At 60.9% G+C, this 13,270-nt stretch carries 9 protein-coding genes and 1 riboswitch; of the genes, 3 read left to right on the top strand and 6 right to left on the bottom strand.

Annotated elements, in window-relative coordinates:
- Position 1: 1 nt before the first annotated feature.
- The 5 genes from SJY10_RS07585 to SJY10_RS07565 form a co-directional block, all read right to left on the bottom strand.
- Entirely contained in the window at positions 2-1,171 is a 1,170-nt protein-coding gene (locus tag SJY10_RS07585) for an HlyD family efflux transporter periplasmic adaptor subunit (RefSeq protein ID WP_386681138.1), read from the bottom strand.
- Complete coding sequence (locus SJY10_RS07580) at positions 1,171-3,456, bottom strand: ATP-binding cassette domain-containing protein (protein WP_386681136.1); 2,286 nt, start codon at positions 3,454-3,456, stop codon at positions 1,171-1,173. Before SJY10_RS07580 ends, SJY10_RS07585 begins: the two co-directional genes overlap by 1 nt.
- Positions 3,453-4,784 carry a TolC family protein gene (locus tag SJY10_RS07575; protein ID WP_386681134.1) on the bottom strand — a complete coding sequence of 444 codons (1,332 nt, stop codon included), beginning with the start codon at positions 4,782-4,784 and terminating at the stop codon, positions 3,453-3,455. The genes SJY10_RS07580 and SJY10_RS07575 overlap by 4 nt, the downstream gene beginning before the upstream one ends.
- 94 nt (positions 4,785-4,878) lie before the next feature.
- Positions 4,879-8,013, bottom strand: a complete 3,135-nt coding sequence (locus SJY10_RS07570; protein ID WP_386681132.1) for an Ig-like domain repeat protein — start codon at positions 8,011-8,013, stop codon at positions 4,879-4,881.
- A gap of 156 nt (positions 8,014-8,169) precedes the next feature.
- On the bottom strand, positions 8,170-9,063 hold the full coding sequence (locus SJY10_RS07565; protein ID WP_386681130.1) for a YihY/virulence factor BrkB family protein: 894 nt from the start codon (positions 9,061-9,063) through the stop codon (positions 8,170-8,172).
- 164 nt (positions 9,064-9,227) lie between these two features.
- On the opposite strand from SJY10_RS07565, the gene SJY10_RS07560 reads away from it, so the two are divergent.
- From SJY10_RS07560 to SJY10_RS07550, 3 genes are all read left to right on the top strand, one after another.
- Positions 9,228-9,863 carry a nucleoside triphosphate hydrolase gene (locus SJY10_RS07560; RefSeq protein WP_386681128.1) on the top strand — a complete coding sequence of 212 codons (636 nt, stop codon included), beginning with the start codon at positions 9,228-9,230 and terminating at the stop codon, positions 9,861-9,863.
- A gap of 192 nt (positions 9,864-10,055) precedes the next feature.
- The gene (locus tag SJY10_RS07555; RefSeq protein WP_386681126.1) at positions 10,056-10,736 is read left to right on the top strand and encodes a hypothetical protein; all 681 of its coding nucleotides are present in this window, start codon (positions 10,056-10,058) and stop codon (positions 10,734-10,736) included.
- Between the two features lie 214 nt (positions 10,737-10,950).
- Positions 10,951-11,038: riboswitch (glycine riboswitch) on the top strand.
- Positions 11,039-11,190: 152 nt separating this feature from the next.
- The gene (locus SJY10_RS07550) at positions 11,191-12,417 is read left to right on the top strand and encodes a D-amino acid dehydrogenase (protein WP_386681124.1); all 1,227 of its coding nucleotides are present in this window, start codon (positions 11,191-11,193) and stop codon (positions 12,415-12,417) included.
- A 74-nt stretch (positions 12,418-12,491) separates the two neighbouring features.
- Here the strand turns inward: SJY10_RS07550 and SJY10_RS07545 are convergent, their stop codons facing one another.
- Positions 12,492-13,178: a fumarylacetoacetate hydrolase family protein gene (locus SJY10_RS07545; RefSeq protein WP_386681122.1), complete on the bottom strand. Its 687-nt coding sequence runs from the start codon at positions 13,176-13,178 to the stop codon at positions 12,492-12,494.
- Positions 13,179-13,270 lie beyond the last annotated feature (92 nt).

Genomic DNA, 13,270 nt, shown 5'->3' with positions numbered 1-13,270 from the left:
CCTAGCGTTCGGTCAATGCTTCCTGGCTACGATACAACGGCTTGGTCAGGTAGTGCAGGATCGTCTTTTCGCCGGTGTGCAGTTCGACATTAGCCTGCAGACCGGGACGCATCTCGATCTTTTGCTGGCGCACACCAAGGTCATCCATATCGACGCGCACGCTGACGCGGTAATAGGGGTCGGCATCGGCGCGGCGTTCGTCCTTGAACGTATCGGCAGAGATGTTCTGCACCTCGCCCGTCAGGCTGCCATAGATCGTGTAGTCATAGGCGGACAGCTTGACCGTCGCGGTCTGGCCGGTGGTCACATTGGCGATATCTTGTGGCTTCACATGGGCTTCGACAAACAGAGCATCATCCAGCGGGATGATCTGGAAAATCTCCTCTCCGGCGCGGATCGTGCCGCCGATGGTGGTGATACCAAGGTTGTTGACGACGCCGCGCATAGGGGCGCGAATGATGGTGCGGTCCAGCTGGTCGGTGGCATAGGCCAGCTGCTGGCGCAGTTGCGACAGACCGGCCAGCACTTCGGAATATTCATTCGCCCGCGCCAGTTCGGCGCCGGTGACGATTTCGTTGTATTTAATTTCCGCGTCGGCAAAGGCTTTGCGCGCCCGGGTGGTTTCAGACAGGGACACGATTTCGCGGGCCAGCATGTCTTCCATCTGGTCCAGCTCACGCTTGGATTCGGACATGATGCGCTGTGCGCCGTCCACCTTGGAGGCATAGTCAGCCTGCCGCGCCGACAACAGCTGCTTTTCCGAGGCAACCATGGCGGGGCTTGCAGCGGCAATCTCGTCCGGCACGTCAAAATCGAACAGACCCGCCATTTCGGCCTCCAGCCGCAAGCGGCGGATGTTGGCGGCGTTGATCTGTTCCTGCAGATCGTTCACCTGAGCGACGTATTGCGTGCCTTGCAGGCGGGCCAGTATCTGGCCGTCATCGACGGTATCGCCTTCGCTGACCAGCAATTCGCCCAGAATACCGCCTTCGAAGTTCTGGATGATCTGCGGGCGGGACGCGCTGACGACTTCGCCGGTAGACCGGACGATTTCGTCAACCCAGGCGAATTTGGCCCAGACGATGAACAGCAGCACGGTCGCACCGACCAGCCAGATCACCATGGACGGGCGGCGCATCTGGCCTTCGAATTCGTGATCGGCAAGGGCCATTACGACGCCTCCTTGTTCATATGGGCGATGACGTCGTCGCGGGGGCCGTCAATGGCCATGCGGCCGTTGTGCAGCACGATGGTGCGGTCGGTCAGTTGCAGCAGCGCCATGCGGTGCGTTGCAATGACAGCGGTGCGTCCTTCGAGCCAGGCCGTCAGGCGGGACACGAGTGCCTTTTCAAGGGTCTGGTCCAGCGCCGATGTCGGCTCGTCCAGCAGGCAGACGCTGGGGTCTTGCAGCCACAGACGCGCCCAGCCGATGGACTGGCGTTGGCCGACGGACAGGCCAGCGCCGCCGTCGCGGATCGTCAGATCAAGACCCTTGGGGTGGTTACGGACGAACTGGCCCAGACCGCCGAAATCAAGGGCTGCCAGCATGCGGTCATCGTCGCGTTCCAGCTGGGTCAGGTTCATGTTGTCGCGCAGGGTGCCGGCGAACAGCTTTACCTCTTGCCCCAGATAACCCACACCGCGGCGCAGGTCGCGGGCAAGGACTTGGCCCATGTCCACGCCGTCGATCAGCACGCGGCCCGTGGTGGGCTGGTTCAGACCCGACAGAATTTTCAGCAGCGTCGATTTGCCAGAACCATTGGCCCCAAGGACGGCCACGCGCTGGCCTGCTTTGATGGTCAGGTTTGGCACGTCCAAGGCGCGCGCGCCTTCTTCGTCATAGGTATAGGACATCTCGCGCAGGTCATACTGGCCAGCAATCTTTTCGCGGCGCAAATAGGTGCGTTCGACGTCGTGGTCCTGCGGGGCCTGAACGATCTTATCAAGTGCATCCAGCGCGGCGCGGGTGTTGGACCAGCGGGCGATCAGCCCGGACAATCCGTTCAACGGCCCAAGGGTGCGGGACGTCAGGATGCCAACGGCGATGATCGTGCCGACAGTGAATTCGCCTTTGAACACAAGGAACGTGCCCATGACGACCGCGGCGACATAGGTCGCCTGCTGCACGCCCTGCGCCCAATAGGTCAGGGTCGTGGACAGGCGGCGCTGTTCCGAAGTGGAGATGGCCGAAAGGCCCGTCAGTTCAGCCCAGAGGCGGGAAAAGCGGTCTTCGGCGCGTTGGGATTTGATGGTGTCGGCTTCGAATACAGCCTCTTGCAGCAGGCGGGACGAACGGGTCGATGCGCCCTGCGTCGCCAGCGTCAGCTTCATCATCTTTTTCTGCGCCAGCAGCGATGGCAGCACCATCAGGATACCCCCCGCGACCAGCACCCAGACGACAGGGCCGCCGATGGACCAGACCAAAGCTAGGAACAAAAAGATGAACGGCAGGTCAGTCAGCGATCCAATGGTAGAAGCGGTAAAGAATTCACGCACAGCGGAAAATTCGCGAAACGCTGAAAACGTGGTGGATGGCGTCTGCCCCGGCAGGCCGGACTGCATCCCCAGCAGTTTTTTCATCAGCATGTCCTGCAGGCGCAGTTCGATGCGGCGCCCTGCCCCGTCCATCAAACGGGCGCGGGCAATACGCAGGCAGGCTTCCAGCAGCATGGCAATGCCTGCACCAATGGTCAGCACCCACAGGGTCGCAACGGACTGGTGCGGGATGACGCGGTCATAGACCTGCAAGGAAAACAGCGCGACGGCGACAGCCAGCAGGTTGGCGACAAGGCTGCCAAGGGCGACTTCACCGATCACGCGGCGAAAGTTGCCAAATTCGGACCAGAACCAGTGACCGGGCTTGGCCTGAATCGCATGGCGGCGGTTCAGCTCTGCTGCGGGCACAACAGCATGGATAATGCGGCCGGTGAAATGTTCGACGAATTCTGCCAGCGGCACCTCTTGGCGGTGATCGGCGGCTGCGGGGTCGTGCAGGATGATCGTGTCGCGGTTCTGTTCCAGCACCAGCACCAGCGTGTCATTTGTCAGCCGCGCCACGGCAGGCCAGTCGGCAATTTGCGGCGGCAGCGCGGTGCGGGCGCTGGCTTGCAAGCCTGCATCGTTCAGCGCCGCAATCAGCGTATCCACCGGCAAACCTGCGCTGGCATCGTCAATTTGGCGGTCCAGAATATCGGTCGCCTTCAAATCGACACCCAGCAGACCGGCGTAGGTCGCAACCACAGCCGCCCGCAGCTTTGCAGTGCCATTGTCGCGGCGCGTTGTGGCCACGGCGGGGGCTGCGGGGGGTGTCAGATCGACAGGCTTTTCCGGGGCCGGCGCGGCCGCCAGATCGGGGGCGGTGTCGGGGGCAGATTTCGGGGCCGCGGCATCGCTTTGGCGGGTCAGCTTGCCCCCCCGGATTCCGGTCACGTCAAACGCCAGCACGGGTCCGGTCATATCTTGTCTCCATCCACCAGCACGCCTTTAAGGGCAGCTATTTTCAATTCGACGCGCGCCACTTCAAAGGGCAAGGCGGCCGCTTCCCGGCGCAGACGCACCGCACTTTCGAAGACGCTGACAACGTCGTTCACATCGCGCTGTCCCGCGCGCTGCTGTTCAGCAAAACTGCGATAGTTCGCCTCTGCCCCTTCAGCCAGGGTGGCGGTCTGTTCGCGCTGCCGTTCCAGCGATGCCAGCTCGCCTTCCAATGCGCGCAAGGACCGTTCCACGTCTTCGCGCACCTGCGCGATACGGGCATTCGCCCCTTCGGCCTGCGCTTCGGCAGCGGCCAGGGACGATCCAAGGCCAAAGCCGATACCGTCTTCGGTTTCAATAGACAGCCCGCCGCTGGACTTGCTTCCCGATACAGCACCCACCGCCGACAGGCTTGGCAAAAGCCCGGCGCGGGCCGCTTTGGCCTCTGCGGCAGAGCGGGTGGCTTCTGCTTCTGCCTTGACGACGGCCAAGGGCGTCGCGGCCAGTTCCAGCGGCAAGTCAGAAATGCCGTTCACGCCGTCCAGCGGGGCGGCGGACATGGCGGCCAGTTCGGCGCGGGCAGCGGCAGCGGCCTCTAGGTCAGAGGACATGTCGGCCTGCATCTGGTTCAGTTTTTGCTGCACGACCATGCGGTCGACAGAGTTCGACACGCCGCCTTTGACACGCTCGTCCATGATCCAGGCGAAATGTTCCATATCGGACATGGCCGCCGCATTGACGGCGGCGCGGGCTTCGGCCTTTTGGGCGGACAGGTAAAGGGTCAGCGCGTCCTGAACGCGGTTGTTGGTGTCCTGCGCCAGCGCGACGGCGGCAACTTCGACATCGGCCTTGGCATAGGCGCGTTCGGCCTTTTTGCCGCCGTTGTCGAACAGCACCTGTTCAACGACCAGCGATGTGACCACTGCGCCAAGCGACGTCAGCGACACAGACGGGCCAAGCGTTGGCAGCCAGTTTTTCGACTGCGCCTCTGCGCGCAGGGTAGCGGCGCGCAAATCAGATTCGGCCACGCGGGCGTTGGCCGCCAGAACGGCGCTAGACACTTCAGTATATGGGCCTTGCGGCAGGATCGACCGGCGGGTCAGCAGACCTGCGATCACTTCGGACTGGGTGCCGTCCGGTGTTTCGGTTGCCAGCGCAGGTGCACCGGGCGCTTCAGCCGCGGCATCTTTGCCCAGGCCAATCGCCGAGAATGGACTGCGGGTCACGCTGTCCGCGCCGCCAGAGCAGCCGCCGAGTGCCGCCATCGCGCAAAACGCAATGAGGGTCTTTTTATGTTTTGTCTTGCTCACGTCTGCTCCGCCCCGGATTTTTATTATGGTGGCATGCCCCCGCCTGATGGGGCAAAGGAGGCCGGTCGTTGCCGGCCCCCTTGGATCGTGACGTTTAGATCGTCGTCGTGTTGAACTGGATATCGTCGTCGATCTTGAGCACGGTGTCACCGCCAACGCTGTAGACGTTGTAGTCTTCGCCGCCGATCGTTTCGGTTCCAGTCAGTGTCGCCGTACCGAGGAAGGTGACAGCATCGTCCAGCGCGCCGTGCACAACAAGCACGTTGTCGTTCGCGGACAGATCGTCGATGTTCGCCTTAGTCAGCGACAGGGTCGATTTGTCAGCAAAGGTCAGGTCGATTGCGCCGACGTTGAAACCGTCGATGCCTGTCGCCGTGACGTCAACAACGTTGGTCGCACGCTCGTCCAGCACCAACAGGGTCGAGTTGGTGTTGCCGTTTTCGTCGGTCGCGGTGACGATCAGCTGCTTGCCGTCAACGACAGGGTTGTCGAAGCCGAACTCCAGCTCTCCGGTGCGGCCGTTCAGGTAACGGTCGCCGTTGTCGGCAATCAGCGTCGTGCCAGCGCTACCGCTGTTGTACGAATGCACGGTGATGCTGTCATCGGTGTTGTCGATGGCGATGTCGCGGACACCGTTATCGTACAGGCCGATACCTTCCATGCCGGGCGCATCCGGCACATCCGTGTCAACCACGAAGGTGTCGGTGATGCTGCGCACGTTGCCAGCCGCGTCAGTCGCGGTGATTGTGATCGCCGCATCATAGGTGCCCTGCGGGATCTGCGCCGCGGTGTAGGTCACAGACCAGGTTGTGCCCGTCACGGTTGCCGTATTGACCACACCGTTAAAGTCCACAACCACAGAGGACCCGGCCTCGACCTTGCCGGTCAGCGTGATGCCGTCAGAGGCTTCGGCCTTGTTCACGACGTCGTTGCCTTCGACCAGCCCGGGGTGGGTCAGGTTGTTGACCCATGTGTCCAGCTTGACGGTGCCCGAAGTATTGGCAGTGTTACCAGCCGCATCGGTTGCCTTGACGGTCACGTTATAGTTGTCTTCGACGTTGCCGATCGGCAGCTCGCCAACCGCATAGTCAGACGACCATGTGCCGTCGCTGGTGGCAGTCACGGTGTGGGTGTAGCCGTTGAAGGTCACAACCACGGTGGACCCTGCATCGGCGGTGCCGTGCAGCGTGATGCCGTCTTTACGCTCTTCGAAGTTTACGATGCCGTCGGGGCCGTCAACGTCGGAAGTGTCGACAGTCACGGCAATTTCCGTGTCGATCTTGACCGTGGCAGAGGTCGTCGCCGAGTTACCGGCCGCATCTGTTGCGACGGCTGTCACGGTTTCGACCTTGCCTTCGCTGCGCGAAATTTCGGTCTTGGAATAGGTTGTCGTCCACTGCCCCGCAGAGTTCGCGGTCACAGTGTGGGAATAACCTGCCATGGTCACGACAACCGTTGCGCCTGCTTCGGATGTGCCGTTGACGACCAGACCTGCATCACGCTCGGTTGCATTGACGGTGTTGTCGCCGCCAGCTGCGATCGGGGTGATGGTGACGCCGATTTCCGTGTCGATCTTGACCGTGGCCGCAGCCGAAGCTGTGTTGCCAGCCGCGTCAGTTGCAACAGCCGTCACGTTTTCGACCTTGAATTCGCTGCGCGAAATCTCGGTTTCAGAGTAGGTCGTGGTCCACTGGCCGGACGCGTTGGCCGTCACGGTGTGGGCATAGCCCGCCATGGTGACAACTACGGTGGCGCCAGCTTCGGCCGTGCCCGTGATGGTCAGACCTGCGGTACGCTCTGCTGCGTTGACGGTGTTGTCGCCGCCTGCTGCGATCGGGGTGATGGTCACACCGGTGATCGTGTCGATTTCCAGAGTGTCGGTCACGGTCGCGGTGTTGCCGTAGGTGTCGGTGGCCGTCACGGTGATATCGACGCTAGTGCCCAGATCGCCTGTCGGCAGGGTGCCGGCGGGGACATTCAGGGTCCAGGTTTCACCCGTGACAACAGCGTCGTAGGAATTACCGTCAAAGGTCACGACAACAGTCGAACCTGCCTGCGTGGTGCCAGTCAGCACAACGCCATCGGATTCTTCGACGAAGTTCACGGTGCCGTCGGTCTCAACGGTATCAGCGTTGAAAGTGACTTCGGCTAGGGTGTCCACGTCCAGAATACCCGGCGCGCTGATGGTGCCGCCTTCGGTGGTGACGGTGGCCGTCACGGGCAGGTTGTATTCGCCGGACGGCAGGTCAGTTGCCGGTATCACGACAGTCCAGCCGCCGTTTTCGTCAACCGTGATGTCGACCACAACGGTGCCGACAGTCACTGTGCCGGACGCATTGGGCGTACCCGTGCCAGTGATGGTGACGCCGTCCTGATAGTCTTCGTTGTTCACAACGTGACCCTGATCACGGGTGCCGCCGGTGATAGCCACTTCGGGCAGCTCCGGTGCCTCGACAGGGGGATCGATCGGATCGGTGGTATCGCCTGGGTCGGTCGGATCAGTGGGGTCGGTTGGATCCGTGGGGTCGGTCGGATCAGTCGGATCGGTCGGATCTGTTGGATCAGTCGGATCGGTATCGGTATCACCTTCATCGCCGTCACCTTCGGTGCCGCCGTCGCCTTCGCCCGAATCGACATCGTCAGGGTTACCGGTATCGGTGCCGCTGTCCGTATCGGTGTCGGTATCGCCTTCGCCGCCGCTGTCACCGCCGCCGCCAACCAGGGCCAGACCGCCCAAGGCCGCCGCACCTGCCGCGCCAAGACCGCCAAGGCCGCTGATGCCGCCCAGCAGAGGCGCAGCCATCATGGTCGCCTGCGCATCCGCAACGCCGTCAACCGGCAGCTCTGCGATCTGCGTGAAATACAGCGCATCATCGGGGGACCATTTGCCAAAGCTGTCGCTGTCGACATATTGCGCCAGCATCAGGTTACCGTCGCCGGGCACCAGCTGGACTTCGGCCAGTTGACCGCCGGACGACAGGAACAACTGGTTCTGCGCCGCGCCATTGGCGTCAAAGAAACCCTGAATGGTGATAACTTCACCATCAACCAGCATGACCTGCAGCGCCGAACCCTGACGGGCATAGGACATGACATGGCTACGCTCGAGGTTCAGCGAGACATCTTCACCCTGGGAAATAATGATATTTGCATCTGCGCCCTTGCCAGACACCTGGCCACGCTGCAATCCGCCCGCATCATTGCGGACGACGAAATCAATCGCCGACATAATACTGCTCCGCCTCATTTGCGCGCCCGTCAAGGGACACGTCCATTTTGATTGCGGTCAGATTAGCCAAAGCGGCTGCGCATGGCTAGGTGAAATGTGGCAGACCATTCCCCATACACGCCCCGATGGTGACACATTTACAATAGGGGTGCCGCGTCAGTGGTGCCCGTCGATGTTGCCATGCACCCGCAAGTTCAGCGCCGCACCCAACAAAATAAGGTATGCGGTGATATAGAGCCACAGCAGCATACCGATGACCGCGCCGATCGAGCCATAGACTTCGTTGTAGCGGCCAAAATTTCCAAGGTAATAGGATAGACCTGCGGAGGCGGCGATCCATAGGACCACCGCGGTCCCTGCCCCAACGGTCATCCACCGCAGCCGCGCACCGCGCTGATTGGGGCCGAACCGGTACAAAAGCGACAGCGCCGCATACAGAACGAACAGCGCGACGATCCAGCGAATCGCCTCCAGCAGCCATGCGGTTGAGGGGTCGATATGGGCAAAGCGCATCACGATCGGCGCGACAACCACAGCCGCCAGCGCCAGAATCGCCAGCGCGACCAAAGCGATCGTCAAGGTCAGCGCGACAATGACCTGCTTGAACCCGTTGCGCGCAGGGCGGTTGGCGATGGCATTCAGTCCGCCCATCAGCCCGGCCACCCCTGCCCGCGCCGCCCACAGCGCCAGCAGCAACGACAGGCCAGAGGCCCAGCCCAGCGTATCCGTCTGCGCCGCCAGCAGCCGCCCCATCTGGCCTACAAACAAAAGGTAGGTATCCTCGGGGATGATTTCCTTCATCAGTTCCAGCTGCTGCACCACGATGGTCGGATCAGCAAGCAAACCAAAAACCGCGATGATTGCTGCCAGCGCCGGGAACAGGGCGAACATGCCAAAGAACGCGACGCCCGCCGCGATCAAAGAGATGTGCCGTTCCATCGCGGTCGTATAGACAGCGACCAGAAGCACCCACAGCCCCTTGATCGGGCCCGTCTGGGGCACCACCGGCGAAGATTGCGGCTGTGTGGCGGGGTCTATGATGTCGCTCATGCGCCCTGATTTAAGGCAAAGCACAGGCGCTGCCCAGCGTGTGTGTCATACCGGTCATCGGTGTTACGCAAAAGTCGCAGCACCTTTGCTTTGCGCTTCTACCTGCCCGCCCTGCCGGGCTAGTCTGAAGCCACATCGCGGCAAACGCGAGGACGAGGGCAGTCATGCAAAACATCACCGACCAGGTAAACCTGTTGGCAGAACGCGTGCACGAAATGCACGAAACACAAGAACGCATTGTGATCGCCATTGCCGGCGCACCCGGCAGCGGCAAATCAACACTGGCCACCGAACTGGCGCGGCGGCTTAATCAGGAACGTTGTTCCGCGATGATCGTGCCGATGGACGGCTTTCATCTGGATAACGCCATTCTGGACGCACGCGGCCTGCGGGCCCGCAAAGGTGCGCCGGAAACCTTTGACGCCGACGGCTTCTTGCACATGATCCGCCGTCTGAAAGAATCGGTAGAGGTGGTGGCCCCCGTGTTTGACCGCAGCCGCGATCTGTCCATCGCCGGCGCGATTGCCATTCCCGCAAATTGCGCGGTCATCATCATTGAAGGCAATTACCTGATGTTCAATGAGATGCCTTGGGCGAATCTGGCCCCCTTGTGGGATCTGTCTGTCAAGCTGGAGGTGCCAATGCCACAATTGCGCGCCCGGCTGATCCAGCGCTGGCTGTCACTGAACCATTCGCGCACCGCCGCCACCCGCCGCGCCGAAGGCAATGATATTCCAAACGCGGAACGCATCAGCCTGAACGCCCTGCCCTGCGATATCACCCTGACGGCGCAGGATTGATCAACCGCCGCAAAAACGGCCGGGCCGCTATACTGCATCTAGCCTTGCCAAATTCAGTCAATCCCGTTTGCAGTCATTCATCTGACGGCGATAACCCGCCGCGCCTATTTGATAATAAAGCCGGCAAAGCTACCGTCGCTGCATTGCGACAATCTTTCATTCAATGCGTTATTACGTTTGGACCGATATACCGTGCCCCTATTGATCAGTTACATAAACCTTCCCGAACGCAGTGACCGCCACGATCATATGGAATCCTTGCTGCGCAATTGCGCCCATCAGGTCACGAGAATTGAAGGCATCAGACTTGCCACAAGCCCCGAGGAATCGGGCCTGCGGATGCAGCAGCCTTTTACCGGATCGAAAAGTATCGCGTCGATTTTCCTGTCACACCGCAAGGCACTGGAACAGGCGCATAACTCTGCATTATCCGGCGGCTTCGTCCTGTTGGAAGATGATTGCCAGTTCACGACTTCGGCCTTTAACAGGGCGCTAAGGCTTAAAAACCCACCGGATGATTGGGATATCATCATGGTCAGCCCCCGGTTTCGCGACCGCGCAGAGGCCGCAATGCCGCGCAAGAAATTGACCTTGCGCGACCGGCTCAATCCGTTTCGCAAAAGCCGCTGGAAACGTCCCCTGAAAAAAGCGGGTTATGTAAAGCTGTCTTTGCTGATGGATCAATTCGTCGTCTCGGGCGCGCATTTCGTCATATTCAAGGACAAGACCAGCATCGCAAAAGTGCTAGACAAAATGGACAAGCTGGAAGGGCTTTATCATGTCGATTACTTCTATGCTGGCGCATTCAATACATATGGCATCGACGTCAAAGGCGTGATGGCCGGCGGCTTTGGCAGCGATAACGCCAGCTAGGCAAGCCTGCAGCTCCGCGGATCATGCGGACTGCTGCCCGCCCCGCCGCGCTGCGGGCCGCGGCTGGCCAGACACCCGCCAATCCACGTTTCGCCCGCTGCTGTTTTTTCAGGCAACCTGCCCCGCGCTGCCAAGGCATAGCAGAAACACGCCATGGCCCGCGACAATATCCCTTGCCCGGTGCATTTTTCGCGATTAACCAGCGCGTGTCACATAAGCTTGTGCAGGAGAGACCAGCCTGCGTCTGGCGCCGAAGGAGCAACCCCCCGGAAACTCTCAGGCAAAAGGACTGCACGAAAGCCGACGATCTGGAAAGCGGTCCATACCAACGGACCCACCGAAGGGGAAAGCAAGGGCGGTGCCTTTGCGTAAACTCTCAGGTCCATCGACAGAGGGGGTTCCTGGTGCAGCCTGCTGCACTGCATGAAGTTCTGTTGATAAGGCTATGTGATACATGAAGAAAATTGCTGTAATCGGTGCCGGTGTGACCGGTGTGACAACGGCCTATGCGCTGCTGAACCGGGGCTACGCTGTCACCGTGTTTGACCAGAACCGCTATGCGGCGATGGATACGTCCTTTGCCAATGGCGGCCAGCTGTCCGCGTCCAACGCCGAAGTCTGGAACCAGTGGTCCACGGTGATCAAGGGCATCAAATACATGACTCAGCGCAGCGCCCCGCTGCTGGTGAACCCCAAGCCAAGCTGGCACAAATATTCGTGGATGGCCGAATTCGTCGCCAACATCCCCCATTACCGCAAAAACACCGTGGAAACCGTGCGCCTTGCCATCACCGCGCGCGAACACCTGCACGAGACCGCCAAGAAAGAGGGCTTTGCCTTTGACGTCGAAGAGCGCGGGATCCTGCATGTCTATAAGGACAAGAAAGACTATCAGCACGCAGAGCGGGTGAACAAACTGCTGGCCGAAGGCGGGCTGGAACGCAACGCCGTTTCCCCCGCCGAAATCAAGACAATTGAACCGGCGGTGCACGGCGATTTTTACGGCGGTTTCTTTACGCCATCCGATGCCACCGGCGACATTCACATGTACAGCCGCGGGCTGTCGGATGCCTGCCTGAAAAAGGGGGTGCAGTTTCACTACAGCTCTGACGTGACCAAGATCGTGCCGCAGGATGGCGGGCATCTGGTCAAGTGGAAGGACAACAAAGGCGCGAAGTTCGACGCCGCCTTTGATGCTGTCGTGGTTTGCGCCGGTGTTGCCAGCCGCAAGTTTGGCCGGATGCTGGGCGACCGGGTGAACATCTATCCGGTCAAGGGCTACTCTATCACCGTAAAGCTGGACGACGATAGAAGCCGTGCGGCCGCCCCTTGGGTCAGCCTGCTGGACGACAAGGCTAAGGTCGTCACCTCGCGCCTTGGCAATGACCGTCTGCGCATCGCCGGCACGGCAGAATTCAACGGCTACAACTGGGACATCCGCGATGACCGCGTGCAGCCGCTGGTCCGCTGGGTCGAGGATTACTTTCCCGACGTCGTCACCGAACACGCGATCCCCTGGGCGGGCCTGCGCCCGATGATGCCAAACATGCTGCCAAAGGTCGATGCGGGCAAACGTCCGGGCGTTTATTACAACACCGGTCACGGCCACCTGGGCTGGACCCTGTCCGCCGCTACGGCCGAAATCATCGGCGACAGGATCAAGGCAGATATGCCATCCTGATCAACGCCTTACGAGGTGTATTTGATGCAAATATCAAGGGGCGGACCGGTCGCGCGGGCCGCCCCTTTTGCGCTTTAGACGATGGTGGTGGTGACAGGCTCCAGCCCGTCGATGCTGCCTGACAGCTTATCCCCGCGCTGAACCGCGCCAACGCCTGCCGGTGTGCCAGTCATAATCAGATCGCCGGACCGCAAGTGATACAGCGTGGACAGATGCGTAATGATCGCCTTAACGCTGTGGATCATGTCGGACAGCGGCGCGGACTGGCGCATCTGGCCGTTTACGTCCAGCCGGATCTGGGCGGCGTCCAGCAAGGCACCCTCTGCCGGGGTGATCGCGCCGATGATGGCGGCATTTTCGAAATCCTTGCCCGTATCCCAAGGCTTGCGCCCGTCCTTGGCCGCCGCCTGCAGATCGCGGCGAGTCATATCAAGGCCGACAGCATAGCCAAAGATCGCGACTTCATCCGCTGGCGGATTGGTCAGGCCGACAGACTGGCCGATGGCCACGACCAGCTCCACCTCGTGATGCAGATCGCGGGTGGCTTGCGGATAGGGCATATCCTGCCCCGCCTGCAGCAAGGCGTGGGCGGATTTGGTGAAATAGAACGGCGCGTCGGTTTCAACCGCATTGCCCATCTCGGCGGCATGGGCGGCATAATTGCGGCCCACGCAAAAAATACGCCGCACGGGAAAACGGTCTGCCGCGCCGGCGATGGGCAGGCTGGGCTGGTCGGCTGGGGCAAAGCAATACTGTGTCATATGGACCTATCATGACGGGCGTAGCCAATGACGCAAAAGGCGTCTATGGTGCCGGAATATTTTCCCGCAGCAAGTAAGCTGTTCGTTACAAA

It is taken from the genome of Loktanella sp. R86503, from assembly GCF_042466455.1.
Taxonomy (GTDB): Bacteria; Pseudomonadota; Alphaproteobacteria; order Rhodobacterales; family Rhodobacteraceae; genus Loktanella.
This window is presented reverse-complemented; position numbering and strand designations above follow the sequence as displayed.

Excerpts from the sequence above, each read along its gene's own strand:
- SJY10_RS07565 (WP_386681130.1), bottom strand. The coding sequence starts at position 9,063 with ATGAGCGACATCATAGACCCCGCCACACAGCCGCAATCTTCGCCGGTG.
- SJY10_RS07560 (WP_386681128.1), top strand. The coding sequence starts at position 9,228 with ATGCAAAACATCACCGACCAGGTAAACCTGTTGGCAGAACGCGTGCAC.
- SJY10_RS07585 (WP_386681138.1), bottom strand. The coding sequence starts at position 1,171 with ATGGCCCTTGCCGATCACGAATTCGAAGGCCAGATGCGCCGCCCGTCC.
- SJY10_RS07570 (WP_386681132.1), bottom strand. The coding sequence starts at position 8,013 with ATGTCGGCGATTGATTTCGTCGTCCGCAATGATGCGGGCGGATTGCAG.
- SJY10_RS07545 (WP_386681122.1), bottom strand. The coding sequence starts at position 13,178 with ATGACACAGTATTGCTTTGCCCCAGCCGACCAGCCCAGCCTGCCCATC.
- SJY10_RS07550 (WP_386681124.1), top strand. The coding sequence starts at position 11,191 with ATGAAGAAAATTGCTGTAATCGGTGCCGGTGTGACCGGTGTGACAACG.
- SJY10_RS07580 (WP_386681136.1), bottom strand. The coding sequence starts at position 3,456 with ATGACCGGACCCGTGCTGGCGTTTGACGTGACCGGAATCCGGGGGGGC.